The 26,618-nt window shown below is 59.3% G+C and carries 23 protein-coding genes and 2 tRNA genes; 18 read left to right on the forward strand and 7 right to left on the reverse strand.

Translation table 11 applies throughout. The features are described 5' to 3' along the window. Positions 1-164 precede the first annotated feature (164 nt). The 7 genes from PMI30_RS14370 (at position 165) to PMI30_RS14340 (ending at position 7,395) form a co-directional block, all read left to right on the forward strand. Positions 165-1,196 carry a ligase-associated DNA damage response exonuclease gene (locus PMI30_RS14370; protein WP_008010103.1) on the forward strand — a complete coding sequence of 344 codons (1,032 nt, stop codon included), beginning with the start codon at positions 165-167 and terminating at the stop codon, positions 1,194-1,196. Further along, positions 1,193-2,881 (forward strand): ATP-dependent DNA ligase, encoded by a 1,689-nt coding sequence (locus PMI30_RS14365; protein ID WP_008010105.1) that lies wholly within the window; start codon positions 1,193-1,195, stop codon positions 2,879-2,881. The genes PMI30_RS14370 and PMI30_RS14365 overlap by 4 nt, the downstream gene beginning before the upstream one ends. 330 nt (positions 2,882-3,211) lie before the next feature. Beyond that, positions 3,212-3,994 carry a transporter substrate-binding domain-containing protein gene (locus tag PMI30_RS14360; RefSeq protein ID WP_008010107.1) on the forward strand — a complete coding sequence of 261 codons (783 nt, stop codon included), beginning with the start codon at positions 3,212-3,214 and terminating at the stop codon, positions 3,992-3,994. A gap of 56 nt (positions 3,995-4,050) precedes the next feature. After that, entirely contained in the window at positions 4,051-4,779 is a 729-nt protein-coding gene (locus PMI30_RS14355) for an ABC transporter permease (RefSeq protein ID WP_007904662.1), read from the forward strand. After that, positions 4,776-5,486 carry an ABC transporter permease gene (locus PMI30_RS14350; protein ID WP_008010109.1) on the forward strand — a complete coding sequence of 237 codons (711 nt, stop codon included), beginning with the start codon at positions 4,776-4,778 and terminating at the stop codon, positions 5,484-5,486. Before PMI30_RS14355 ends, PMI30_RS14350 begins: the two co-directional genes overlap by 4 nt. 12 nt (positions 5,487-5,498) lie before the next feature. Then, on the forward strand, positions 5,499-6,617 hold the full coding sequence (locus PMI30_RS14345) for a succinylglutamate desuccinylase/aspartoacylase family protein (protein WP_008010111.1): 1,119 nt from the start codon (positions 5,499-5,501) through the stop codon (positions 6,615-6,617). A gap of 13 nt (positions 6,618-6,630) precedes the next feature. Continuing rightward, entirely contained in the window at positions 6,631-7,395 is a 765-nt protein-coding gene (locus tag PMI30_RS14340; protein ID WP_007904656.1) for an ABC transporter ATP-binding protein, read from the forward strand. 147 nt (positions 7,396-7,542) lie between these two features. On the opposite strand, the gene PMI30_RS30640 is transcribed toward PMI30_RS14340, so the two are convergent. Both PMI30_RS30640 and dcd read right to left on the reverse strand, forming a co-directional pair. Beyond that, positions 7,543-7,752 (reverse strand): hypothetical protein, encoded by a 210-nt coding sequence (locus PMI30_RS30640; protein ID WP_081501277.1) that lies wholly within the window; start codon positions 7,750-7,752, stop codon positions 7,543-7,545. 107 nt (positions 7,753-7,859) lie between these two features. After that, complete coding sequence (gene dcd, locus PMI30_RS14335; RefSeq protein ID WP_007904652.1) at positions 7,860-8,426, reverse strand: dCTP deaminase; 567 nt, start codon at positions 8,424-8,426, stop codon at positions 7,860-7,862. Positions 8,427-8,780: 354 nt separating this feature from the next. On the opposite strand from dcd, the gene PMI30_RS14330 reads away from it, so the two are divergent. Beyond that, complete coding sequence (locus tag PMI30_RS14330) at positions 8,781-8,990, forward strand: cold-shock protein (protein ID WP_002554837.1); 210 nt, start codon at positions 8,781-8,783, stop codon at positions 8,988-8,990. Positions 8,991-9,167: 177 nt separating this feature from the next. Here PMI30_RS14330 and PMI30_RS14325 read toward each other — a convergent pair whose 3' ends face one another. Then, positions 9,168-10,175, reverse strand: a complete 1,008-nt coding sequence (locus PMI30_RS14325) for a DUF481 domain-containing protein (protein ID WP_008010113.1) — start codon at positions 10,173-10,175, stop codon at positions 9,168-9,170. Between the two features lie 167 nt (positions 10,176-10,342). Between PMI30_RS14325 and PMI30_RS14320 the strand changes: the two genes are divergently transcribed. The 4 genes from PMI30_RS14320 to PMI30_RS14305 all read left to right on the forward strand — a co-directional run bounded on the left by PMI30_RS14320 (position 10,343) and on the right by PMI30_RS14305 (position 15,128). Further along, on the forward strand, positions 10,343-10,696 hold the full coding sequence (locus tag PMI30_RS14320) for an MGMT family protein (protein ID WP_032835497.1): 354 nt from the start codon (positions 10,343-10,345) through the stop codon (positions 10,694-10,696). A 44-nt stretch (positions 10,697-10,740) separates the two neighbouring features. Continuing rightward, on the forward strand, positions 10,741-12,300 hold the full coding sequence (locus PMI30_RS14315) for an AmpG family muropeptide MFS transporter (protein WP_008010116.1): 1,560 nt from the start codon (positions 10,741-10,743) through the stop codon (positions 12,298-12,300). Positions 12,301-12,441: 141 nt separating this feature from the next. Then, the gene (locus tag PMI30_RS14310) at positions 12,442-14,157 is read left to right on the forward strand and encodes a proline--tRNA ligase (RefSeq protein WP_008010118.1); all 1,716 of its coding nucleotides are present in this window, start codon (positions 12,442-12,444) and stop codon (positions 14,155-14,157) included. 17 nt (positions 14,158-14,174) lie between these two features. Next, a complete protein-coding gene (locus tag PMI30_RS14305) occupies positions 14,175-15,128 on the forward strand; it encodes a hypothetical protein (protein WP_008010119.1) in 954 nt (317 codons plus the stop codon). Positions 15,129-15,244: 116 nt separating this feature from the next. Here the strand turns inward: PMI30_RS14305 and dinB are convergent, their stop codons facing one another. Further along, positions 15,245-16,306, reverse strand: coding sequence for a DNA polymerase IV (gene dinB, locus PMI30_RS14300; RefSeq protein WP_008010121.1), 1,062 nt, complete (start codon positions 16,304-16,306; stop codon positions 15,245-15,247). Positions 16,307-16,606: 300 nt separating this feature from the next. Here dinB and PMI30_RS14295 point away from each other — a divergent pair. The 4 genes from PMI30_RS14295 to PMI30_RS14280 all read left to right on the forward strand — a co-directional run bounded on the left by PMI30_RS14295 (position 16,607) and on the right by PMI30_RS14280 (position 21,195). Then, positions 16,607-16,683: transfer RNA gene (locus tag PMI30_RS14295), tRNA-Met, on the forward strand. Positions 16,684-16,903: 220 nt separating this feature from the next. Then, a tRNA-Met gene (locus tag PMI30_RS14290) sits at positions 16,904-16,980 on the forward strand. Positions 16,981-17,257: 277 nt separating this feature from the next. Continuing rightward, on the forward strand, positions 17,258-19,900 hold the full coding sequence (gene mprF, locus PMI30_RS14285; protein WP_008010123.1) for a bifunctional lysylphosphatidylglycerol flippase/synthetase MprF: 2,643 nt from the start codon (positions 17,258-17,260) through the stop codon (positions 19,898-19,900). After that, the gene (locus PMI30_RS14280; protein WP_008010126.1) at positions 19,900-21,195 is read left to right on the forward strand and encodes a virulence factor family protein; all 1,296 of its coding nucleotides are present in this window, start codon (positions 19,900-19,902) and stop codon (positions 21,193-21,195) included. Before mprF ends, PMI30_RS14280 begins: the two co-directional genes overlap by 1 nt. Positions 21,196-21,399: 204 nt before the next feature. Here the strand turns inward: PMI30_RS14280 and PMI30_RS14275 are convergent, their stop codons facing one another. Together PMI30_RS14275 and PMI30_RS14270 are read right to left on the reverse strand one after the other, a co-directional pair. Beyond that, complete coding sequence (locus tag PMI30_RS14275; RefSeq protein ID WP_008010128.1) at positions 21,400-21,687, reverse strand: type II toxin-antitoxin system RelE family toxin; 288 nt, start codon at positions 21,685-21,687, stop codon at positions 21,400-21,402. Positions 21,688-21,698: 11 nt separating this feature from the next. Continuing rightward, positions 21,699-21,989, reverse strand: a complete 291-nt coding sequence (locus PMI30_RS14270; RefSeq protein WP_008010129.1) for a Phd-YefM — start codon at positions 21,987-21,989, stop codon at positions 21,699-21,701. A 513-nt stretch (positions 21,990-22,502) separates the two neighbouring features. Between PMI30_RS14270 and PMI30_RS14265 the strand changes: the two genes are divergently transcribed. Continuing rightward, complete coding sequence (locus PMI30_RS14265; protein ID WP_008010132.1) at positions 22,503-22,829, forward strand: DUF3077 domain-containing protein; 327 nt, start codon at positions 22,503-22,505, stop codon at positions 22,827-22,829. A 241-nt stretch (positions 22,830-23,070) separates the two neighbouring features. On the opposite strand, the gene PMI30_RS14260 is transcribed toward PMI30_RS14265, so the two are convergent. Next, positions 23,071-24,972, reverse strand: coding sequence for a potassium transporter Kup (locus PMI30_RS14260; protein ID WP_008010134.1), 1,902 nt, complete (start codon positions 24,970-24,972; stop codon positions 23,071-23,073). A gap of 289 nt (positions 24,973-25,261) precedes the next feature. Here PMI30_RS14260 and rimO point away from each other — a divergent pair, with 289 nt between their 5' ends. Further along, positions 25,262-26,599 carry a 30S ribosomal protein S12 methylthiotransferase RimO gene (gene rimO / locus PMI30_RS14255; RefSeq protein WP_007907296.1) on the forward strand — a complete coding sequence of 446 codons (1,338 nt, stop codon included), beginning with the start codon at positions 25,262-25,264 and terminating at the stop codon, positions 26,597-26,599. Positions 26,600-26,618 lie beyond the last annotated feature (19 nt).

The raw sequence follows: 26,618 nt of genomic DNA on the forward strand, positions 1-26,618 counted from the left end.
CGGGGACTCCCTCGCCACAAGTGCGATGTTCCTCTCTAAAAACCTTAACTGACCTGCTCGCGAAAGCGGCCTGATTAACGCCTCCATCCTTCTTTGAAAATAAATAGAACTTCTCGTCTCGCGCAATCCTCCTAGCTAACAGGCCTCTCCATTCTGGTAACAATATGGACCTTGTTATCGCTCGTCCTGAAGGTTTGTACTGCCCGCCCGGGGATTTCTATATTGACCCATGGCAGTCGGTCGATCGATCGGTCATCACCCACGCCCACAGCGACCATGCTCGCCGTGGCAATCAACATTATCTGGCGGCGGCACCGGGGGCAGGCATTCTGCGCGCGCGCCTGGGCGAAGACATCAACCTGCAAACCTTGCCCTATGGCGAGCCATTGCTGCACCGCGGCGTAAAACTGAGTTTTCACCCTGCCGGTCATGTACTCGGCTCCGCCCAGGTGCGTTTGGAATATGAGGGGGAAGTCTGGGTCGCCTCGGGAGATTACAAAACCGAACCCGATGGCACCTGTGCGCCGTTCGAACCGGTGCGTTGCCACACGTTCATCACGGAATCGACGTTCGGTCTGCCGATTTACCGCTGGCAACCCCAGAGGCAAATCTTTGCCGAGATCAATCAGTGGTGGCAGACCAATGCCGCAGCCGACAAAACCAGCGTGCTGTTCTGCTATTCCTTCGGCAAGGCCCAGCGGATTCTCCACGGTATCGATGCCAGCCTCGGCCCCATTCTGGTACATGGCGCGGTTGAACCCATCAATCGGATTTATCGCGAGAGCGGCATTTATTTACCGCCAACGATCTATTCCGGCGACGTAAAAAAACACGACCCGATGATGCGCAAGGCCTTGGTCCTCGCGCCGCCTTCGGCGAGTGCCAGCCCTTGGGTACGGCGTTTCGGTGACTACAGCGATGGCTTCGCCAGCGGTTGGATGCGCTTGCGCGGTCCACGGCGGCGGCGCGGCGTGGACCGTGGTTTCGTGCTGTCCGATCACGCCGACTGGCCCGGCCTGCTCTGGGCCATCGAACAAACCGCAGCCGAACGCGTGATCGTCACCCATGGTTCCATTGGAGTGCTGGTGCGCCATCTGCGCGAACAAGGCCTCGATGCCATGAGTTTCAGCACCGAGTATGGCGATGATGAAGACACCACAGTCCTCGAACCCGAGAGCGCCGAGGTGCTGGCATGAAAGCCTTCGCCGACTTGTATGCCGAACTCGACGCCACCACCTCGAGCAACGCCAAACTGGCGGCGATGCAGAGCTATTTCGCCCAGGCCGCACCCGAAGATGCCGCCTGGGCGGTGTACTTTCTGTCCGGTGGACGACCTCGGCAATTGGTGCCGGTACGCATGCTGCGGGAAATGGCCACAGCGTTTTCCGGGCTCTCGCCCTGGTTGTTCGAAGAAAGTTATCAGGCCGTCGGTGATCTGGCGGAAACCATTTCACTGGTGCTGCCCGAAACGCTCCACACCTCTACCGACGGGCTGGCGGTGTGGATTGAAGACAAACTGCTGCCGCTGCGTAACGCGCCCCCGCTGACCCTTGCCGAATGCTTGCCCGCGCTGTGGGCGCAACTGGATCGCCAGAGTCTGATGCTGTGCATCAAACTGATCACCGGCAGTTTCCGTGTCGGGGTCTCCAAATTGCTGGTCACCCGCGCCCTGGCGGCGATGGCCGGGCTCGACAGCAAACGTGTGGCCCAGCGTCTGGTGGGTTACACCGATCTGTCCAACCGCCCAAGCGCCGCCAGTTACCTGAAGCTGATCGCCCCCGAATCACCCAATGAGCATGCCCAACGGGGTGGCCAGCCGTACCCGTTTTTCCTCGCCCATGCGTTGTCGCACCCGGTCGAGCAGTTCGACGCCCTGCTCGGCCCCGTCAATCAGTGGCAAGTGGAATGGAAGTGGGACGGCATCCGCGCTCAAGTGGTCAAGCGCGATGGGCGCTTGTGGATCTGGTCGCGAGGTGAAGAGCTGGTGACCGAACGCTTCCCCGAACTGGACAGCCTGGTTCACGGTTTGCCCGATGGCACGGTGATCGACGGTGAAATCGTCGCCTGGAAAGCTGCACAATCGGGCATCAACGACGCCTTCAACCCGCAATCGCCGTCGCCACCCGCTGTGCAGCCCTTCGCCCTGTTGCAACAGCGGATCGGCCGTAGAACGCTTAGCAAGAAAATCCTCGATGAAGTGCCCGTGGTCATCCTGGCCTATGACCTGCTGGAATGGCAGGGCGAGGATTGGCGTAACCAGACTCAAGCCACCCGCCGTACTCAACTGGAACAACTCATCAACACCTGCGCAAACCCGGTGTTACTGAGCTCACCCGTGCTGACCGGTGAAGACTGGTTCGACCTCGCCCGCCAACGAGAAGCCTCCCGCAGACTGGGCGTCGAAGGCATGATGCTCAAGGCTCGCGATGCGCTGTATGGCGTCGGGCGGACCAAGGACATGGGCGTGTGGTGGAAATGGAAAGTCGACCCGTTCAGCGTTGATGCGGTGCTGATCTATGCCCAGCGGGGCCATGGCCGCCGGGCCAGTCTCTACACTGATTACACTTTCGCTGTGTGGGACGGCCCACCCTCTTCCCGCGAGCGAACGCTGGTGCCTTTCGCCAAGGCTTACTCCGGATTGACTGACGAAGAAATGCGCCAGGTCGACAGCATCGTACGCAAGACCACGGTGGAAAAATTCGGACCGGTGAGTAGTGTGAAGCCGACCCTGGTGTTTGAGCTGGGATTCGAGGGCATAGCCCTGTCGAAACGGCACAAGAGCGGAATTGCGGTGCGGTTCCCGAGGATGCTGCGTTGGCGCCAGGACAAGTCGGTGGAAGACGCTGACAGCTTGGCGACATTGCAGGATTTGCTCGCCTGACCTGATTTCTGTGGGTTGATCCTGTAGGAGCGAGGCTTGCCCGCGAAGGCGTCCCCAATTACGCCAAAAGCTTCGCGGGCAAGCCTCGCTTCTACAGAGCAGATTGGGCATCAGGGCAAGCTCTCTCCCCACATTCAGCACCACCCTGGCGCAGGAATCTGGCGATGCCCGTTTCCGTGCATAAATCGCGCTTTGCCACTTCTTGTATTACCTTTTAAACGCTTGTTCGGGACTCTGGTTCGGAAATTGCTACTTTTAATAGGTCTGACGCTTTCCAGTAACAGTACTTCTGCGCCACAAGCGCTCATATTGGTTCTTAGGGATTGAATAATGAAAAAAGCATTGCTGACCCTTTCTGCACTGGCGTTGTGCATGGCTGCCGGCTCCGCGCTGGCCAAGGAATACAAAGAATTGCGTTTTGGCGTTGACCCTTCTTACGCGCCGTTCGAGTCCAAAGCAGCCGATGGCAGCCTGGTTGGCTTCGACATCGACCTGGGCAATGCAATTTGCGCCGAGCTGAAGGTCAAGTGCAAATGGGTCGAAAGCGATTTCGACGGCATGATTCCGGGCTTGAAAGCCAATAAATTCGACGGTGTGATCTCTTCGATGACCGTCACCCCGGCCCGCGAAAAAGTCATCGACTTCTCCAGCGAACTGTTCTCCGGCCCAACCGCTTACGTGTTCAAGAAAGGTTCCGGCCTGTCCGAAGACGTCGCTTCGCTGAAGGGTAAAACCGTCGGTTACGAGCAAGGCACCATCCAGGAAGCGTACGCCAAGGCCGTGCTGGACAAGGCTGGCGTGAAAACCCAGGCCTATCAGAACCAGGATCAGGTGTATTCCGACCTGACTTCCGGCCGTCTCGACGCTGCGATCCAGGACATGCTGCAAGCCGAACTGGGCTTCTTGAAGTCGCCAAAAGGCACCGATTACGAAGTCAGCAAGCCAGTCGACAGCGAATTGCTGCCTGCCAAAACAGCGATCGGTATCTCGAAAGGTAACAAAGACCTCAAGGCACTTTTGGATAAAGGTATCAAAGCGTTACACGACGATGGCACCTACGCCACCATTCAGAAGAAACACTTTGGCGATCTGAATCTGTACAGCGGCAAATAATGCCCGGCGCCCATCTCGCGATGGGCGCTTTCTTCACCCGATCAGGTTGCTGATTTATGTTCGAAAACCTATTACAAAACCTGGGGCTCTCAGCCTTCAGCCTTCAGGGCTTCGGTCCGTTGCTGATGGAAGGCACCTGGATGACCATCAAATTATCGGTGTTGTCGCTGTTGGTGGCCGTGTTGCTCGGTTTGCTGGGCGCCAGTGCCAAGCTGTCAAAAGTCAAACTGGTACGTGTTCCGGCCCAGCTCTACACCACGCTGATTCGTGGGGTGCCCGACCTGGTGCTGATGCTGCTGATCTTCTACAGCCTGCAAACCTGGCTGACCTCGTTTACCGACTTCATGGAATGGGAATACATCGAGATCAACCCGTTCAGCGCCGGGGTCATCACCTTGGGCTTCATTTATGGGGCGTACTTCACCGAAACGTTTCGCGGGGCGATCCTCGCCGTGCCACGGGGCCAGGTCGAAGCCGCCACTGCCTACGGCCTCAAACGCGGCCAGCGTTTTCGTTTCGTGGTGTTCCCACAAATGATGCGCTTCGCCCTGCCGGGTATCGGCAACAACTGGATGGTGATGCTCAAGGCCACCGCGCTGGTCTCGATCATCGGCCTCGCCGACCTGGTCAAAGCCGCGCAGGACGCCGGTAAAAGCACTTATCAACTGTTCTACTTCCTGGTACTGGCCGCACTGATTTACCTGGTGATCACCAGCGCCTCCAACGTCGTCCTGCGCTGGCTCGAACGCCGCTACGCCGCCGGCTCCCGGGAGGCCGTACGATGATCGAACTCTTGCAGGAATACTGGAAACCCTTCCTTTATACCGACGGTTACAACATCACCGGCCTGGCCATGACCATGTGGCTGCTCAGCGCGTCGATCTTCATCGGCTTTCTGGCGTCGATCCCGCTGTCCATCGCCAGGGTTTCGTCCAGGATCTACATCCGCTGGCCAGTGCAGTTTTACGTTTACCTGTTCCGGGGTACGCCGCTGTATATCCAGCTGCTGATTTGCTACACCGGTATCTACAGCCTGGCGGCCGTGCGCGCCCAGCCGGTCCTCGATGCGTTCTTTCGCGATGCGATGAACTGCACGATCCTGGCCTTCGCCCTGAACACCTGCGCCTACACCACGGAGATCTTCGCCGGGGCGATTCGCAGCCTGCCTCACGGAGAAATCGAAGCGGCCAAGGCCTACGGCCTGTCAGGCTGGAAGCTCTACGCCTACGTGATCATGCCGTCGGCCCTGCGTCGCTCGTTGCCTTATTACAGCAACGAAGTGATCCTGATGCTGCATTCGACCACCGTGGCGTTCACCGCGACCATCCCGGATGTATTGAAAGTCGCTCGCGATGCGAACTCTGCGACCTTCCTGACATTCCAGTCGTTCGGCATTGCCGCGCTGATCTACCTGACCGTTACCTTTGCGCTGGTCGGCCTGTTCCGTCTCGCCGAACGCCGATGGCTGGCCTTCCTCGGGCCGACTCACTAGGACAATTCGTACATGCGCCACCAGATTCATAACCTGCTGGCCCCGCTGCCGGGGACCGTGCGACAGATTCACAGCTTCCACTTCGGCCCGCCGTCGGCCAAAGGCAAGATTTACATCCAGTCCTCCCTGCATGCCGATGAATTGCCCGGCATGTTGGTGGCCTGGCACCTCAAGCAACGTCTGGCGGAGCTGGAAGCCGCCGGCCGGCTGCGCAGCGAAATCGTGCTGGTACCCGTGGCCAACCCGGTCGGCCTGGAACAGGTGTTGATGGACGTTCCACTGGGCCGCTACGAGCTGGAAAGCGGGCAGAACTTCAATCGCTGGTTCGTCGACTTGAGTGAAGAAGTCGGCAACGAGATCGAAGGCCTGCTCGGCGACGATCCGCAACGTAATCTCGAACTGATCCGCGATAGCCTGCGCAAAGCGTTGGCGCGGCAGACCGCAGGCACTCAACTGCAATCCCAACGCCTGACCCTGCAACGGCTGGCCTGCGATGCGGACATGGTGCTGGACCTGCATTGCGATTTCGAAGCCGTGGCGCACCTTTACACCACGCCCGAGGCCTGGCCGCAGGTCGAGCCGCTGGCGCGCTACATCGGCTCCGAAGCCAGCCTGCTGGCCACCGACTCGGGTGGCCAGTCGTTCGATGAATGCTTCACCCTGCTCTGGTGGCAGCTGAAAGAGCGCTTCGGCGAGCAGTTCGAGATTCCGCTGGGCAGTTTTTCAGTCACTGTCGAATTACGCGGCCAGGGTGACGTCAATCACCCGCTGGCCAGCCTCGACTGTCAGGCGTTGATCGATTATCTGATTCATTTCGGCGCGATTGCCGGTGAGCCGGCGCCATTACCGGAGCTGCCCTACCCGGCCACGCCGCTGGCGGGTGTCGAACCGGTGGCGACACCCGTGGGCGGACTGCTGGTGTTCACGGCCCTGCCCGGGGAATACCTGGAGGCCGGGCAACTGATCGCCGAAGTCATCGACCCGATCAATGATCGCGTCACGCCTGTTCATTGCACCGCCGCCGGCCTGATGTACGCTCGTTCGCTGCGGCGCATGGCCACTGCCGGCATGGTGATCGCCCACGTCGCGGGCACCGAAGCCTATCGCAGCGGCTACCTACTTTCGCCTTGAGGATGCATGTCCCATGTACAAATTGACCATTGAAGGCCTGCATAAAAGCTATGGCGATCATCAGGTGCTCAAAGGCGTTTCGCTCAAGGCCAAAACCGGCGACGTCATCAGCCTGATCGGCGCCAGCGGCTCGGGCAAAAGCACCTTTTTGCGCTGCATCAACTTTCTCGAGCAACCCAACGACGGCGCCATGAGCCTGGACGGCCAGACGATCCGCATGATCCATGACCGTCACGGCATGCGCGTGGCCGATGCAGATGAACTGCAGCGGATTCGCACCCGCCTGGCCATGGTGTTCCAGCACTTCAACCTGTGGAGCCACATGACGGTGCTGGAAAACATCACCATGGCCCCGCGCCGGGTACTCGGTTGCAGCAAGCAAGAGGCCGAAGACCGTGCCCGACGTTACCTCGACAAGGTTGGCCTGGCGGCCCGCGTGGCGGATCAGTACCCGGCGTTCCTTTCGGGCGGTCAGCAACAACGGGTAGCCATTGCCCGCGCACTGGCCATGGAACCGGAAGTCATGCTGTTCGACGAACCGACCTCGGCACTCGACCCGGAACTGGTGGGTGAAGTACTCAAGGTGATCCAGGGCCTGGCCGAAGAAGGCCGGACCATGATCATGGTCACCCACGAAATGAGCTTCGCCCGCAAGGTCTCGAGCCAGGTGCTGTTCCTGCATCAGGGGCTGGTGGAAGAAGAAGGTGCGCCGGAGGATGTGCTGGGTAATCCGAAGAGTGAACGGTTGAAGCAGTTCCTCAGCGGCAACCTCAAGTAACCCCTTGCACTGCCACTTGTAGGAGCGAGGCTTGCCCGCGAAGACGTCGGAACATTGCGCATTGATATGACTGGAAGGACGCCTTCGCGGGCAAGTCGGATCGCCGCACCGCTCGCTCCTACAGAAATCAGGTTGTACCCAGAGGTATCAGGCAACAGGCGCAGGAGGAGGCTCATCCGGAAGAGTGGGCTCCCCGGGTTCTGTCGGTTGTTCGTTGGGGGTATCGGGATCAGGCTGACCGGGGATGCCCCCTGCCGTGCTGACTGGCGGATGTGCCAACAAGGACCAGGCCAGCAGGCCAACCTGATTGGGCTCAAGCCTTGCCAGTTCGGCACTTATTCGCGGATCGATCTTCATGAAGCACTCCTGAGCGATGGCCCGATCCGCCTTGCGCGAATCGGAACAGTACATTCCATAGAGTGTACGCCCGCTCAGGAATTCCAACGGTTTGTCAGACGGCTGACTCAGGTACGCGGCAGGGTCACGCCACGCTGGCCCTGGTACTTGCCACCACGGTCCTTGTAGGAGACTTCGCACTCTTCGTCCGACTCAAGGAACAACATCTGCGCCACGCCTTCGTTCGCGTAGATTTTCGCCGGCAGATTGGTGGTGTTGGAGAACTCCAGGGTCACGTGACCTTCCCACTCAGGCTCGAGCGGCGTGACGTTGACGATGATGCCGCAACGCGCGTAGGTGCTTTTACCCAGGCAAATGGTCAATACGTTACGCGGGATGCGGAAGTATTCGACGGTGCTGGCCAGAGCGAAGGAGTTCGGCGGAATGATGCACACGTCGCTGTGGATGTCGACGAAGCTGCCAGCATCGAAGTTTTTCGGGTCGACGATCGCCGAATTGATGTTGGTGAACACCTTGAAGTGATTGGTGCAACGCACATCGTAGCCGTAGCTGGACACGCCGTAGGAGATCACACGGCTATCGTCGCTACCGCGCACCTGGCGCTCGACGAAAGGCTCGATCATGCCGTGTTCCTGCGCCATGCGGCGAATCCACTTGTCCGATTTGATGCTCATGGCGGGTGTCCTGAATAGCGAGGTGGAAAAATTCTGTCCGGCATCTTACCGGGCAGGCGCTCCGGGTTCAAAGTCCGGGAGACAATTCTCGACGATCCCCCGTGAATTCCGGGCCTTCACCGCTATTCGATGCACCGTCAGTCATGAAAACAGAGAAACCTTCGCAAGAACCATTGGCACGTTCCGGAAAAAGGGTTAAGGTGGCGCCACTGTGCTGCTTGTGTCACTGAGAATCTCTACACGATATGTTGAATTTCGATCCAACCATCTACAAGAATTTTTCCTGCTCTTTGCACTCAGTCTCGGCCAGGGTTCTTCCTGTGTCGCAGTTATCTTTGTTCAAGGAGTTACACCATGTCTAATCGCCAAACCGGTACCGTTAAGTGGTTCAACGATGAAAAAGGCTTCGGCTTCATCACTCCACAATCCGGTGACGACCTGTTCGTTCACTTCAAAGCTATCCAATCCGACGGCTTCAAAAGCCTGAAAGAAGGCCAACAGGTTTCTTTCATCGCTACCCGCGGTCAGAAAGGCATGCAAGCTGAAGAAGTTCAAGTTATCTAACTTGTACTTGCTTTAGTAAAAAGCCCCGCCCTCAAAAGCGGGGCTTTTTTGTGCCTGTGTGTTTTGCATGGCAAAAAAGATCGCAGCCTCGCTTCGCTCGACAGCCCCTACGTTGACATACGGTCTCTGTAGGAGCTGTCGAGCGAAGCGAGGCTGCGATCTTTTGATCTTTCAGTGTTACCAGGCTACGCCAAAACCCGCCGTGTAACGGGTCTTGCTCAGGTCCGCATCGTCAGTACCGCTGATAATGTCTCGTTCGGCCTTCAGGTTAAGCGACGCCCAATCGGTCACTTTGTAGCGCAAGCCCATTTCGGCATCGAGTGCGTAATCAGCTACGCCTGACAACGGCTTGCCAACTTCGCCATTGGTGAAGAACTCCACCCTCTTGCCGATCAGGTAGCGGTTGTAATCCCACTTCATCGCCAGGGAGTAGAAGTTTTCCTTGCTGCCATCGCTGAACTCATAGTCCGTGCGGTTGACCAGCGAGCCCAGCGAGAATGCGCCCAGCTCATCGTCCCAGAATTGGTAACCGGGGCCGGTACCGACTGTGCGCTGGCGGGCCAGTTCTTCGACCTTGTCGCGCTTATAGACCGCGCGCCCTTGCCAGAACCATTTTTCGGTCAGGAAGCGGTCGAGCGAGTATTCGCCCCGCCAGTTGTCGGTAGTGACCACGTCGTCCTGAAATTCGCGGTTGTACTCACCTTCTGCGGTGTGTCGCCATCTGCCATGACGCGCAGTGGTCTTGAAGTCGATATCGTAATCGTCGGTGTCTTTCTCGGCCCGCTGATAATCCAGCGCTGCATCGACATTACCTTTCCACACCAGATCCTCAACCACCGGCTTGGGCTTGAGCATCTGCTGGATACTGGCCAGCTCCACAGTCTTGGGGCCATCGCCGTTGGCCAGGGTGACCTTGCCGTCTTCTGCCGCGTGCAGGGACTTGGCCTTCTCTCCGGTGTACGCATCCTGCTTGACCAATAGTTGCTGATCACTTTCCAGGGTTTTGACCTGCTTCCAGTCGATCGGAACCGCGCCAGCGTACTCGGTCTGAATCAGCAGTTTGCCACCATCGAAGACGGTGATTTTGCCGCTCAATTTGTCACCGTTCTTCAACCAGACAGTATCGGCGAGCAAGGGAGTGGAAGCACTGGCGACAGCGAGGCACAGCAAGGTTCTGGACAACATAAGCGAATCGAAGGCTCAACTTTGCGAAAAAAAGTCGGCATTATCCCTACGAATAAGGCCATGACAAGGACTGACCCGACTTTTTCTATTGAGTTCATTTCTCAATGGGCAATCCAGGATTTACTCTACAGACGGTCAATGCGCATTTTTTTCAGGAAGCCCGGGACGTGACCGACTCAACCGCTGAAACCGAAAGCGCGGCGCAAATCCGACGCACGGCGCTCTACCTGACCCTGGCACAAGTGCCCGAGGGCAAAGTCGTGAGCTATGGCCAGCTCGCCGAGCTGGCCGGGCTGGGTCGTGCTGCCCGCTGGGTCGGGCGAACACTGAGCCAATTGCCCGGCGACACCAAACTACCCTGGCACCGTGTGCTGGGTGCCGGCGGTCGGATCAGCCTGCCCGTGGGCAGCCCTTCGGGGGATGAACAACGGGCCCGATTGCGCACGGAAGGCATCAGTATCCTGAACAATCGTGTTGATATTCAGCGCCATGGGTGGCGCCCGGTAGAGCACAGCGGTTAGAGTGCGCGCTTTGTTTCCGTAATCCTTGAGGCAGACTCCAGCCCATGCCCCGTAAAACCTGGCGCGCCGCGCTCGCCGCCTATGCCAGCCCCTCAACGCTCGTGCTGTTGCTGCTTGGTTTCGCCGCCGGCCTGCCTTACATGCTGGTGTTTTCGACGCTTTCAGTCTGGCTGCGCGAGGCCGGTGTTGCCCGCGAAACCATCGGCTACGCAAGCCTGATCGGCCTGGCCTATGCCTTTAAGTGGGTCTGGTCCCCGCTGCTCGACCAATGGCGCCTGCCATTGCTCGGCAAGCTCGGTCGACGACGCTCCTGGCTGGTGCTGGCCCAGGCTCTGGTGATCCTTGGCCTGATCGGCATGGGTTTCTGCGACCCGCAAAAGCACCTGTCCTGGCTGATCGCGATTGCCGTGGTGGTCGCCTTCGCCTCGGCGACGCAAGACATCGCCGTCGACGCTTATCGCCTGGAAATCGCCGACGAAACCCGCCAAGCCGCGCTGGCGGCCAGCTACATGGCCGGCTATCGGGTCGCGGCCCTGCTGGCGACGGCCGGTGCACTGTTCTTCGCCGAAGGCTTCGGCTCCACCGGTTTCAACTATAAGCATGCGGCGTGGACCGGCACCTACGTGCTGTTCGGCGTCTTGATGGTCCCGGCGCTGCTGACCACCCTGTTCATGCGCGAACCGCCGGTGCCTCTGCGCACTCAATTGCAGGCCGGACGCTACAGCTTTGTGCACCAATTGGCATCGGTGTTCGTGCTGATCGTGCTGCTGGTGTCCGTACCGGCCATGTTCACCCAGCTCTACAACACTGACTTCGCCAGCGTACTGTTCAACGGCGTCAGCGTGCTCGACCTGCTGCTCGAAGACCGCGCATTCCTGCGGGCGATCCTCTATATCACGCTTACCGGCCTGTGCCTGTCGGCCATGGGTCGCCGCGGCCTGGCTCCGGTGCTGACGCCGGTCAACGACTTCATCCTGCGTTACCGCTGGCAAGCCCTGCTGCTGCTCGGGCTGATCGCCACCTATCGGATGTCCGATACGGTGATGGGCGTGATGGCCAACGTGTTTTACATCGACCAGGGGTTCACCAAGGATCAGATTGCCAGCGTCAGCAAGATATTCGGCCTGATCATGACGCTGGTCGGCGCCGGCATGGGCGGCCTGCTGATCGTGCGCTTCGGCATTCTGCCCATCCTGTTCATCGGCGGCGTGACATCGGCCGGCACTAACCTGCTGTTCCTGATGCTCACGGACATGGGCGCCAATCTGCAGATGCTGATTGTCACTATTTCACTGGATAACTTCAGCTCCGGCCTGGCGACTTCGGCATTTGTCGCTTACCTGTCGAGCCTGACCAATCTCAAGTTCTCCGCCACCCAGTACGCCCTGCTCAGCTCGATCATGCTCCTGCTGCCCCGCCTGATCGGCGGCTATTCAGGGGTCATGGTGGAAAAATTCGGCTATCACAACTTCTTCCTGATCACCGCCCTGCTGGGCGTGCCGACCCTGCTATTGATCGCCTTGCACTGGTTCCAGGAGAACCGCCGCGCAGGCCCGACAGCGACGCCGGAGCCGGTTCAGACCCAGGTCGCGGAAGAATCGTAGGCTCTTTACGCAGGAAGCATCGCAGAGGGCGCAGATTCTCGCCCTCCTGCCACACAGCCGGCCGCACTCCTGTACGCCAGCAGATCTCGCCCGTACAATGTTCCGTCATTTCTCGTCATCAGCAACCGACAACGGCCAACCATGCGCACCAGTCAATTTTTGCTCGCCACACAGAAAGAAACGCCTTCCGACGCGGTCGTCATCAGCCATCAGCTGATGCTGCGCGCCGGCATGATCCGCAAACTCGCCTCGGGCCTGTACACCTGGCTGCCCATGGGCTTGCGAGTGATGCGCAAGGTTGAAGCCATCGTGCGTGAAGAAATGAACGCCGCCGGCTCTCTCGAAGTGTTGATGCCGAGCACGCAACCGGCTGAGCTGTGGCAGGAATCCGGTCGCTGGGAAGAATACGGCCCTGAATTGCTGCGCTTCAAGGATCGCCACGGTCGCGACTTCTGTGCCGGCCCGACTCACGAAGAAGTCATCACCGACCTGATGCGCAACGAATTGAGCAGCTACAAACAGCTGCCGATCAACCTGTATCAGATCCAGACCAAATTCCGTGACGAAATCCGCCCACGCTTCGGTTTGATGCGCGGCCGCGAGTTCATCATGAAGGACGCCTATTCGTTCCACGCTGATCAGCCTTCGCTGCAGATCACCTACGACCGCATGCATCAGGCGTACTGCAACGTGTTCACCCGCCTGGGCCTGAAATTCCGTCCGGTTGAAGCCGACAACGGCTCGATCGGTGGCGCCGGTTCCCACGAATTCCACGTACTGGCCGAATCCGGCGAAGACGACATCGTCTTCAGCAACGGTTCCGACTATGCGGCGAACATCGAGAAGGCAGAAGCCGTACCGCGCGAAACCTCTCGCCCGCAGCCTGCCGAAGAGCTGCGCCTGGTCGACACGCCGAACGCCAAGACCATTGCGCAACTGGTCGAAGGCTTCAACCTGCCGATCGAAAAAACCATCAAGACCCTGGTGGTGCACGCTGAAGAGCAAGGCAAACTGATTGCCCTGATCATCCGTGGCGACCACGAGCTGAATGAAATCAAGGCCGCCAACCAGCCTGGCGTTGCCAGCCCGCTGGTCATGGCTTCCGAAGCTGAACTGCGCGACGCCATTGGCGCCGGCGCCGGCTCCCTTGGCCCGTTGAACCTGCCACTGCCGATCATCATCGACCGTTCCGTCGAGCTGATGAGCGACTTCGGCATCGGTGCCAACATCGACGACAAGCACTACTTCGGCGTGAACTGGGAGCGTGATCTGCCGGTTCCGACCGTGGCCGACCTGCGCAACGTCGTGGCCGGTGATCCAAGCCCTGACGGCAAAGGCACCCTGGAAATCAAGCGCGGCATCGAAGTCGGGCACATCTTCCAGCTGGGCAACAAGTACAGCAAAGCGATGAAGTGCGAAGTGCTGGGCGAGAACGGCAAGCCAGTCACCCTGGAAATGGGTTGCTATGGCATTGGTGTGTCCCGCGTGGTGGCTGCCGCCATCGAACAGAACAACGACCAGAACGGGATTATCTGGAGCGACGCTCTGGCTCCGTTCCAGGTTGCCCTGGTTCCGCTGCGCTACGAAACCGAACAGGTTCGCGAAGCCACCGACAAGCTCTACGCAGAACTGACTGCCGCCGGCTTCGAAGTGCTGCTGGACGACCGCGACAAGAAAACCAGCCCGGGCATCAAGTTCGCGGACATGGAGCTGATCGGCATTCCACACCGGATCGTGGTCAGTGACCGCGGCCTCGCCGACGGCAATCTGGAATACAAGAGCCGCACAGAGGCCGAGGCGCAAGCGCTGCCGGTCGCTGACGTGCTGTCTTTCCTCCAGGCCCGTATCCGCCGCTGACACCAGATAGAGACGTCATGTTCAAGCGAAACACCTTAGGCCTCGGTAGCGCCGCCCTGTGCGGCGCGCTGCTGGTCAGCGGCTGTGCCAATCAGATGTCACAACGCAGCGAGCACGAGGAACGGGTCGAGCGCAAATTGCTCGATCACAGCCTGCAGATCGATGTTGGTGAGCCCAAGGTGCTTGAGCTGCCGCAACGTCGGGTGAAAATCCACGAGCAGAAGACCTTCGAAGTCACCGAGTTCGAAGTCACGCGTCACTACGATCGCTACACGCCTTACCAACCCTGGCGGGAGGTCTACGAGATCCCGCTGGGCGCGGTGGCCGTGGTGGCCGGTGTCGGTGCGAACGTGGTCAACGTGTTCGCCCTCGGCAATCTGCCAGACAGCGTGACGAAGGACTGGCTCAGCTATGGTTTCGCCGGGCTCAACCCGTTCATGAACGCGCAGTCTCATGGTCGGGCACAGCAGAACCTGGCGGGTATCGACGAAGTCCAGCGCGACAAGCGCACGGAGTACTCGAGCCTGCCGTGGAGCGAGCGCCCGGTGCAGGTCAAGGCTGGCAAGAACACCTTCGAACTGAGCACCGACCGTAACGGCGTGTTGCGCCTGAACCTGCTGGACAGCCCGTTCGCTGAACATGACCTCAATCATCTGGGCAAGCTGCAGATCAGTGTCGAGGACAACAAGGACGATGTGCACACCGACTCGTCCCTAGCAATCAGCAGCAACTTGCGCGGCAAGCTGCTCGAAGCGCACGGGTTGATTTACGACGACCTCGAAGACGACGAAGTGAGCCAGTGGGTACACCGGGTCAAACGTCTGTCGGAACTGGGTCTGGAAGAAGAAGCCAGCGAGCTGGAACAGAGCCTGATCGAACTGACCCGCAACGATCCCGAGTTGCAGGCCGAATTCCTCAAGTCATTGACCAAGGATGCCGGGCGACTGGTGGCGGATCCGGGACCGAATTAAGGCCGAAAAGCATCGCGAGCAGGCTCGCTCCCACAGTTGACCGAGTTGTTCAAACGAACGCGGTCTAATGTGGGAGCGAGCCTGCTCGCGATGAGGCCCTTAAATTCACCCCTGAACTACCGCTCAAACAACTCCATCTGCTCAAACCCGCCCCGCAAATCCTCCAGCCTCACCCCAATCCCTAACAACCGCACTGGTTTCCCGCCACGGTTAAAGGCCTGGGTCAGCAGCAACTGATAACTCCCCAGATCCCGCCCTGCCCCGGCCTGCTCCAAAGTGGTCTGGGTAAAATCATGGAATTTCACTTTGACGAACGGCTTGCCCGGTCGATAGCTGCTATCGATCCGCGCCATGCGACCATTCAGGGACTCCAGCAACTCGGGCAATTTATCCAGACAACTCACCAGATCCGGCAGGTCCACGTCGTAAGTGTTTTCGACGCTGATCGACTGCCGCCGACTGTCGTTGTGCACCAACCGTTCATCGATCCCACGGGCCAGGCTCCAGAGCCGCTCGCCAAAGCTGCCGAATTCGCGCACCAGCGCCAACTTGTCCCACTCGCGCAAATGCGAGCAATCAACGATGCCTAGCCTGCCGAGTTTGTCGGCGGTCACTTTGCCGACACCGTGCAACTTGCTCACTGGCAAACCACTGACAAAGTCTTCCACCTGATCCGGCGTGATCACGAACAGGCCGTTAGGCTTCTTCCAGTCACTGGCAATCTTGGCGAGAAACTTGTTCGGCGCTACGCCGGCCGACACGGTGATGTGCAACTGATTGGAGACCCGGCGGCGAATGTCCTGGGCGATTCGCGTGGCGCTGCCGCCAAAATGCGCGCTGTCCGACACGTCGAGGTAGGCCTCATCCAGGGAAAGCGGCTCGATCAGGTCGGTGTAATCGCGAAAGATCGTATGAATTTCCTTCGATGCTTCTCGATAGGCCTCCATGCGCGGCTTGACGATGGTCAGATCCGGACAGAGTTTCAAGGCATGCCCGGAAGACATGGCCGAGCGTACGCCATAAGCCCGCGCTTCATAGTTACAGGTGGCAATCACCCCACGCCGATCCGCCGAGCCGCCCACCGCCAATGGCTTACCGGCCAGGCGCGGGTCATCACGCATCTCGATGGCGGCGTAGAAACAGTCACAATCGACGTGGATGATTTTTCGCTGGGTCATATAAAAGCGGTGTTCATGGCGAAGAAATGATGTGTTGGCGAGTCGTACCGGCAGTATCTCACTGACACCTGTATATAGCACCAGTACTCTGAATGTTCTTTTTCCTTTGTAGGAAAAGCACGCAGGAATTTATTTTCTCAATCGAAAGAGCCCTCTCGATAGAGCCACAAGCCTTGCCCTGCCTGCGTTTCAGACCGGTCAGCCGTTGCCTTTTTCACCTAAGCGCTTGAACAGGAACAGGTTTTACCGAGATTGAAGGTTGACAGCCCTGCGATCCTCTGTAGAATGCCGACACACAGACGCGGGATGGAGCAGTCTGGTAGCTCGTCGGGCTCATAACCCGAAGGTCGTCGGTTCAAATCCGGCTCCCGCAACCAAACATCAAAAAAGGCTACTCGAAAGAGTGGCCTTTTTTGTGCGTGCCTGTTTTATAAAAATCGGCGACCTATGCCTTTCGGCACAGAAACAAGAAATCGTTCTGATTCCGAAACTTAGGTCTCCCCTGCGACCGCTCACCGTCGTTTTACACTTATTTGAGCCATACTGGGATTAACGGTTGACACTCCGGCGTTCGCCTGTAGAATGCCGCCACACAGACGCGGGATGGAGCAGTCTGGTAGCTCGTCGGGCTCATAACCCGAAGGTCGTCGGTTCAAATCCGGCTCCCGCAACCAAACATCAAAAAAGGCTACTCGAAAGAGTGGCCTTTTTTGTATCTGTTGAAAAAGTCCTTTCGCAACAATGATCTGTCACTGTGCAGTGAGCCGTTCGGGATCGCCGGACTGTGAGTTCAGCCCAGGCTGAACCGCAGACAGAACCCTCTACGACTGATGACGCGCCATCGCCTACATCCGGTGAGAGGCGTTAATATTTGTGATTATTTTTTTCTACAGGGATTGGTAACTTGGCTGGATACCTCCATCCTGTCGCGCACAATCCAAGAGGTGATTGATGCGCGCCAACTCGTCTGATCCACAAGACACCGTCACAGCGACACAACCGATCAAAGCCGAGCGTCTGCGCTTGCTGGATCGAATCAGCAAATACCGTCAGCCCATCGGTCTGGCGGTCACTTTGCTGTTGTTCGCCATCGCGCTGATTGCCTGTCGTCACCTGCTGAGCGAACTCGATCTGTACGCGCTGCACGACTCGATCCTTGAAGTGCCAAAACCGGCCTTGCTGGGCGCGCTCGGCGCGACCGTCATCGGTTTCATCATTCTGCTGGGTTACGAATGGTCGGCCAGCCGTTATGCCGGCGTGACGCTGGCGCCGCGATTATTGGCATTGGGTGGTTTCACCGCGTTTGCCATTGGCAATGCCATCGGTCTTTCGCTGCTGTCAGGCGGCTCGGTTCGCTACCGTTTATATGCACGTCATGGTGTGGGGGCTTCGGAAGTCGCGCACATGACCTTGTTTGCCAGCCTCTCGCTCGGCTGCGCCCTGCCGCCCCTGGCCGCCCTCGCCACCCTCAGCAACCTGCCCGCCGCCTCCGTGGCCCTGGGTTTCTCCGAGACGTTGCTGGGCGCGATTGCAGCGGCCGTGCTGCTGCTCTCAACAGTACTGGCCATCGGTATCTATCGCCGTCGCTTGCCGGAACAGCCTTATCCCGACAACCTGCTGGTCAAGGTCGGTCGCCGCACCTTGCGCCTGCCGGGTCGTCGCCTGACGTTCCTGCAACTGGTCATTACCGCCCTGGACGTCGCCGCCGCCGCGACCGTGCTCTATCTGTTGCTGCCGGAAGCGCCGCCCTTTGGTGCCTTCCTGCTGGTCTATCTATTGGCCCTGGCCGCTGGCGTGCTCAGCCATGTACCGGGCGGTGTCGGGGTGTTCGAAGCGATTTTGCTGGCCGCCTTCGCCGACAAGCTCGGCGCCGCACCACTGGCCGCCGCCCTGCTGCTCTACCGCCTGATCTACGTGGTGTTGCCGCTGCTGGTGGCCTGCGTACTGCTGCTGATCAACGAAGGCCAGCGCCTGTTTCAGACACGCCAGTCCCTGCGTGCAGCATCTGGTTTGGCCGCGCCGATTCTGGCGGTGCTGGTGTTCCTGTCCGGCGTGGTGCTGCTGTTTTCCGGCGTGACGCCAGAGATCGATACCCGCCTTGAACACATCGGCTTTCTGATTCCGCATCGTTTGGTCGACGCCTCGCACTTTGGCGCCAGCCTTGTAGGCGTGCTCTGCCTGCTGCTGGCTCAGGGGCTGCGTCGCCGCCTGTCAGCCGCGTGGATGCTGACCACCATTCTGTTGTTGGTCGGCGCCCTGCTCTCTCTGCTTAAAGGGTTCGACTGGGAAGAGGCTTGCCTGATGACCCTGACGGCGAGTTTGCTGGGGGTTTTCCGGCGTTCGTTCTATCGCCCCAGCCGCCTGACCGAAGTGCCGTTTTCGCCGCTGTATCTGGTGGCCAGCCTGTGCGTACTCGGCGCGTCGATCTGGTTGCTGTTGTTCGCCTATCAGGATGTTCCGTACAGTCATCAACTCTGGTGGCAGTTCACCCTAGACGCCGATGCCCCGCGTGGCTTGCGCTCGTTGCTCGGCGCCGCGGTCCTGCTGGTGGTGGTGTCCCTGACCTGGCTGCTGCGTACCGCGCGCCCGGTGATCCATCTGCCAACGCCCGATGAACTGGACCGCGCGGTAAAGATTCTGATGGCCTCGTCCCAACCGGATGGCGGCCTGGCCCTGACCGGTGACAAGGCGCTGCTGTTTCATCCCAACGACGAGGCGTTTCTGATGTACGCCCGCCGTGGCCGCAGCCTGGTGGCGTTGTATGACCCGATCGGCCCGACCCAGCAACGGGCGGAAATGATCTGGCAGTTCCGCGATCTTTGCGATATCCACCACGCCCGCCCCGTCTTCTATCAAGTGCGCGCCGAGAACCTGCCGTATTACATGGACATCGGCCTGACCGCGATCAAGCTCGGCGAAGAAGCCCGGGTCGATCTGCACCGCTTTGATCTCGAAGCCAAGGGCAAAGAGATGAAGGACCTGCGCTACACCTGGAACCGCGGCACCCGTGATGGCCTGTCGCTGGAAATCCATGAGCCGGGGCAAGCGCCGATGGATGAGCTCAAGGTGATTTCGGACGCCTGGCTGACCGGCAAGAACGTGCGCGAGAAAGGCTTCTCGCTCGGGCGCTTCAGTGATGACTACCTCAAGCACTTCCGTGTCGCGGTGATTCGTTTCGAAGGGCGCCCGGTGGCGTTCGCCAACCTGCTCGAGACCTACGGCCATGATCTGGCCAGCCTCGACCTGATGCGCGCGCACCCCGACGCCCCCAAGCTGACCATGGAGTTCATGATGGTCGGCCTGATTCAACATTATAAAAATCATGGATACGCGCGCTTCAGCCTGGGCATGGTGCCGTTGTCGGGGTTACAACCCCGGCGTGGCGCACCATTGACCCAGCGCTTGGGCTCGATGGTATTCCGCCGTGGTGAGCAGCTGTACAACTTCCAAGGTTTGCGCCGCTTCAAAGACAAGTTCCAGCCCGACTGGGAACCCCGTTATATGGCCGTGCCCGCCGGACTTGATCCGCTGGTTGCCCTGGCCGACACTGCCGCCCTGATTGCAGGCGGCTTGACTGGATTGGTGAAACGCTGATGATTCAACGCTCCCTGCGGTACGTACTGGCCACACTGGTAGTGCTGGCCCTGATTGTCGGTGGCGGTTACTGGTACCTGAAACGCCCGGCGCCAGAACCGACCCTCGAACTGCTGGCGCCGGCCGATGGCGCCGCAATGACCCGCGTCATCCCCGGCAACACGCCGCGCGCCCAGGTGCTGGTGGCCGTCAACGAAGAGCAGAAGCTCAGCGACAAACAATTGCTGACCCTGAGCCGCAGCGGCTCGGCACAGATCGTCCAGGTGATCCTGCCCAAGGACTGCATCCTGCAAGGTCGCGCCCTGCAAGCAGGCCTCAGGCAACTCAAAGGCCCGGCAACCCTGGTCAGCGGCATCGGCCCAGGCGCCGTGCTGGCGTGGCGCTGGCTGGCCGAGCAGAAGGACGACAAGGCCCAGGCCATTTCGGTCGACCTGGCCCTGGAAAAACCCGGCTGCACGCACCTGCTGCCAAAAAGTGCCGCCCACGGCCATTGGCTGGTGGCCTGGAACGACAACCCGGACGACACCAGCGCCGGCTTCGTGCGTGACCAGCCCAATGCCGAAACCAGCATCAGCGACTACGACATCAACCTGCCGCAAGTGCTGAACAACGAACTGCGCAAAATCCTCGTCGGTGGCGATAAAGCCGCTGGCGGCCTGCAGATTCCAGTCGTTGAAGTGCCGGCCGGTCAAGCCAAGGACACCGTCACCCTGTTCCTTTCCGGCGACGGCGGCTGGCGCGACCTGGACCGTGATGTAGCCGGCGAAATGGCCAAGATCGGCTACCCGGTGGTCGGCATCGACACCCTGCGCTACTACTGGCAGCACAAGAGCCCGGAACAAAGCGCGCTGGACCTGACCGAACTGATGCAGCACTACCGGCAGAAATGGGGCACCAAGCGCTTCATCCTGACCGGCTACTCGTTCGGCGCCGACGTACTGCCTGCCATCTACAACCGCCTGCCGGAAGCGGAGCAGCAGCGCGTCGACGCAATCATCCTGCTGGCCTTCGCCCGCACCGGCAGCTTCGAAATCGAAGTCGAAGGCTGGCTCGGCAACGCCGGCAAAGAAGCCGCCACCGGCCCGGAAATGGCCAAGCTGCCCGCCGCGAAAGTGGTGTGCATCTACGGTGAGGAAGAAGTCGACGAGAGCGGCTGCACCGACAAGACCGCCGTGGGCGAAGCGATGAAACTGCCTGGCGGCCATCACTTCGACGAGAACTACCCGGCTTTGGCCCAGCGGTTGGTCGATGCCATTGAGAAGCGTCAAGCCAAAGAGACGGCCGCTCAGGAGTGATCTGAGCCGCGCTCACAAAAAAGCCCCCGCTGCCTTATGGTTGCGGGGGCTTTTTTCATTCTCACAGACGCCACAGATCCCTTGTGGGAGCGAGCCTGCTCGCGATGCGGCCGTCACCTTCAACATGTGCGTTGGCTGACACTCCCCAATCGCGAGCAGGCTCGCTCCCACAGGGGATAACCTCTAACTTCAAGAGTTTCGTCGTTAGAGACGGCGCTCTGCAGCGTCGTAAACCTCTTCATCACGTCGCGCACCGACAGCGACGATCAAAACCTGGATCGCCTTTCCATCGACTCGATAAACAATACGCGTGTCACCTGTGCGGATACGCCTACAACCCGCGAGACTGGCTCTTAGGGGTTTGCCGCTCTTGTCCGGCTCGCCATTGATAATCCGCTCTTCGATAACATCAAGAATGCGATTCGCCGCCGCAGCTCCCAGCAGATCCAGATCCTTCTGGACCTCCGGATGATAGATAACGCCCCAAACCATCCACAGCTCCTTTAGTCTTTCCTGGCGTACCGCGCCCGCATATCGTCGTGGCTGATTGCCTTGGCCTGATCAAAACCGATCAATCGCTCCCGAGCCGCTGCTTCAACCCGAAGGTCCTCAAGCTCGTCGAGCATTTCCTGATACGCATCGACATTGATAATGACCGCTGCAGGCTGATTGTCTTTGAAAATGACCAGCCGCTCAGTGGCTCGGCTGGAAATCTCTTTTAGCCTCGCACTGAACCCCCTGACCATTGCCGTCACCGAAATCGCTTGGTCAGCACGCTCCAGTAATGCCGTCATACTCACCTCTCTACACATTGATGCAAATTTGAACACACAGTTCTACGCAGAGTATCGCGTCGAATTCGACATACAGCAAGCTGCAAAAAACGCGAATCTACCAACCTGCGTTTTTCCATGCCTACAAATAATGAGCCGAACGACTTTCACCCCGTTTAGTTTTGTTTACTTAAGGTTTCGCAATATCAGATGACGCCCGCAGACCTTGTAGGCAAACTCCGAATCGTCCTTTTTGGGCACTTTGCCGCCTTGTTGCGCTTTTCTTCGACGGGATACTCTCCGGACGTCGCTGACCATTCAGCGATCGGGCTTGGAAACCCGTCGAGTTAAGTACAACAGCGCCCCCCATCAGTACGGTAGCGGCTTTTACGCTGCGATCCTGTTATGGCGGCTGTGCGTGGGACGCCTTCGGGCGTGCCGGTTCCTTAGCTCCCGGTTTTCCAACCTGCGCACAGCTGCCACCCATTCGCTTGGAAACGAACGTGGCCGCTCCCTCGGGTTAAGGAGTTAGACATGAACAAAACAGATTCGCCCGCCCCCTCAGAACTAAAAACCATCGGCCTCACCCCGCTCATCTACTGCTCCGATCAGGCGTTGTTCAACGTCCGCGCCGGTGTCCCCATCGTTGATGCCTTGTCACAAGCCTCCGACCTGCTGTTCCTCGCCAAATCATTTGCCGAGGATGCGGCCTACATAAAAGACACCGACCGCCACGCCTGGGCCGCGCATTACCTGACGGCGATGAGTAAGGCAGTGATTGATGACGTGGTGAAGGTGCTGACACCGCGACCTGCCCGGACAAAGACTGAATCTGAAGAAGAGCTGCCTGAAAGCCAGTAAAGGTGCCAACACCGCAGATCCCCTGTGGGAGCGAGCTGTGGCGAGGGGGCTTGCCCCCGTTTGAGTGCGTAGCACTCACAAAATTTTTGGTACATCAGAGATTTGGGGACTGCTTCGCAGCCCAACGGGGCAAGCCCCCTCGCCACAGCTCGCTCCCACAGGGGATTGTCAGTGGATTCAAGTCATCGGACACAAAAAAGCCCCCGCTACCTTCATGGCAACGGGGGCTTTTCGTTGTGGCTTACATCTCGACTTGCGTACCCAGCTCAATCACCCGGTTCAACGGCAAATTGAAGAACCGCAGGTTGCCGTTGGCGTTCTTCAGCATGAAGGCGAACAACGCCTCGCGCCAGCGGGCCATGCCTTCGAGTTTGGAGGCAATAACCGTCTCGCGGCTAAGGAAGTAGGTCGTGCGCATCGGGCTGAAATTCAGGTCATCCAGATGGCACAGTTTCAAGGCCTCTGGCACGTCCGGCTCGTCTGTGAAGCCGAAATGCAGGATCACCCGGAAGAAGCCTTCGCCGTAGGAATCGACATCGAAACGCCGTTGCGGCGGGACGCGCGGGATGTCTTCGTACACCACTGTCAGCAACACGACTTGCTCGTGCAGCACCTGGTTATGCAGCAGGTTGTGCAACAGCGCGTGAGGCACGGCATCCGGGCGAGCGGTGAGGAACACAGCCGTGCCCTGGACCCGATGCGGCGGTTGCACGCGGATACTGCTGATGAAGATCGGCAGCGGCAACCCGCCTTCGTCCAGTCGATCCACCAGCAGTTGCTTGCCGCGTTTCCAGGTGGTCATCAACACGAACAGCGCGATACCGGCAATCACCGGGAACGCCCCGCCCTGAATGATTTTCGGCACGTTGGCGGCGAAGTACAGACCGTCCACCAGCAGGAAACCCAGCAACACCGGAACCGCGAGAATCGGTGGCCACTTCCACAACAGCAACATCACCGCCGACACCAGGATAGTGGTCATCAGCATCGTGCCAGTCACCGCCACGCCGTAGGCCGAAGCCAACGCGCCGGAGGACTCGAAGCCCAGCACCAGGAGGATCACGCCAACCATCAGCGCCCAGTTCACCGCGCCGATATAGATCTGGCCTTGCTCGGCACTGGACGTGTGCTGGATATGCATCCGCGGGATATAGCCGAGCTGGATCGCCTGACGAGTCAGGGAGAACGCACCAGAAATCACCGCCTGAGAGGCGATTACCGTGGCCAGGGTCGACAACCCCACCAACGGAATCAGCGCCCAGCTCGGTGCCAACAAGTAGAACGGGTTACGGGCGGCTTCCGGATCACCGAGCAGCAATGCGCCCTGACCGAAGTAGTTCAGCACCAGGGCCGGCAGCACCAGAATGAACCAGGCCCGGGCGATCGGCTTGCGACCGAAGTGGCCCATGTCGGCGTACAACGCCTCGGCACCGGTCAATGCCAGCACCACCGCGCCAAGAATCGCGATCCCCATGCCCGGGTGGACCATGAAGAAGCGTACGCCCCACACCGGATTCATCGCCTGCAACACTTCCGGATGCTGATTGATGCCATACACGCCCAGCGCGCCCAGCACCAGAAACCAGGTGACCATGATCGGCCCGAACAGAATGCCAATCCGCGCCGTGCCGTGACGCTGAATCAGGAACAACGCCACCAGCACGATCAACGACAGCGGCACCACCCAATGGTCGATGCCTTCAAATGCCAACCCAAGGCCTTCAATCGCCGAGAGAACGGAAATCGCCGGCGTGATCATGCTGTCGCCATAGAACAGCGCCGCACCGATCAGCCCGCAGACCACCAGCAACGTGCGCAATTTTGGATGGCCGGCCGCTGCCCGCCGAGCCAGGGCGGTCAAGGCCATGATCCCGCCTTCGCCCTGGTTGTCGGCACGCAGCACGAACATCATGTATTTGATCGAGACGACCCAGATCAGCGACCAGAAGATCAGCGCCAGAATGCCCAGCACGCCGTCATGGTTGACCGGCACGCCATAGCCACCGGAAAACACTTCTTTGAGGGTGTACAGCGGGCTGGTGCCGATATCGCCATAAACCACCCCAACCGCCGCGACCAGCATACCGATCGGCTTCGCCGCCGAATGCTCGGCGCCTGCCACCTGACTACTTGCCTGCCCCATCCAAAACTCCTACTACTCAGACTCGGACTTCTTATAGGAAGCACTATGCTTTGTGGTGCAGCATGCGCTGTTTTACGTGTTGTTACAGACGTTTTATTGACTATAGAAAATCGGTAAAGCGTAACGGCGCGAAGCATAGCGCAGCACTCGTCGTATTTCCCTGCATAAAGCTGGTCAAGTGCGCCTCTCATCGCTAGAATTGCGCACTTTTTGACCAGAGACGCAACATAGCGTCCGTCTGTCGCCTTGCCGACTTCGGCTGGAGGCGTCCCAAATACCGAGGTTAGACATGTCCACCACTCCTGCGCCGGCCAATCCAAAGGTTGGCTTCGTATCCCTGGGTTGCCCGAAAGCACTGGTCGACTCCGAGCGCATCCTTACCCAGCTGCGCATGGAAGGCTATGACGTTGTGTCCACTTACGAGGACGCCGACGTCGTGGTGGTCAACACCTGCGGCTTCATCGACTCGGCCAAGGCAGAGTCTTTGGAAGTGATCGGCGAAGCCATCAAGGAAAACGGCAAGGTCATCGTGACCGGCTGCATGGGCGTCGAAGAAGGCAACATCCGCAAGGTGCACCCAAGCGTATTGGCCGTAACCGGTCCGCAGCAGTACGAGCAGGTGGTCAACGCCGTGCACGACGCCGTGCCGCCGCGTCAGGATCACAACCCGCTGATCGACCTGGTGCCGCCGCAAGGCATCAAGCTGACCCCGCGCCACTACGCCTACCTGAAGATTTCCGAAGGCTGCAACCACAGCTGCAGCTTCTGCATCATCCCCTCGATGCGCGGCAAACTGGTCAGCCGTCCGGTCGGTGATGTACTGGACGAGGCTCAGCGCCTGGTCAAGGCCGGCGTCAAAGAGCTGTTGGTGATCTCGCAAGACACCAGCGCCTACGGCGTCGATGTGAAATACCGCACCGGCTTCTGGAACGGCGCGCCGGTGAAAACCCGCATGACCGAACTCTGCGAAGCCCTCAGCACCCTCGGTGTCTGGGTGCGTCTGCACTACGTTTACCCGTACCCTCACGTCGACGAGCTGATCCCGCTGATGGCCGCCGGGAAAATCCTGCCGTACCTGGACATCCCGTTCCAGCACGCCAGCCCGAAAGTCCTGAAAGCCATGAAACGCCCGGCCTTCGAAGACAAGACCCTGGCACGGATCAAGAACTGGCGCGAAATCTGCCCGGACCTGATCATCCGTTCGACCTTCATCGTTGGCTTCCCTGGCGAAACCGAAGAAGACTTCCAGTACCTGCTGAACTGGCTGACCGAAGCCCAGCTGGACCGCGTTGGCTGCTTCCAGTACTCGCCGGTCGAAGGCGCACCGGCTAACCTGCTGGACGCGGCCATTGTGCCGGACGACGTCAAGCAAGACCGTTGGGACCGCTTCATGGCGCACCAGCAGGCCATCAGCTCGGCGCGCCTGCAAATGCGCATCGGCCGTGAAATCGAAGTGTTGGTCGATGAAGTCGACGAGCAAGGCGCGGTTGGCCGCTGCTTCTTCGATGCCCCGGAAATCGACGGCAACGTGTTCATCGACAACGGCAGCAACTTGAAACCAGGCGACAAAGTCTGGTGCAAAGTGACCGACGCCGACGAATACGACCTGTGGGCTGAACAGATCTAAACGCAAAAAATATAAAAAG

Origin of the sequence: Pseudomonas sp. GM50 (assembly GCF_000282375.1) — a bacterium.
Classification (GTDB): domain Bacteria; phylum Pseudomonadota; class Gammaproteobacteria; order Pseudomonadales; family Pseudomonadaceae; genus Aquipseudomonas.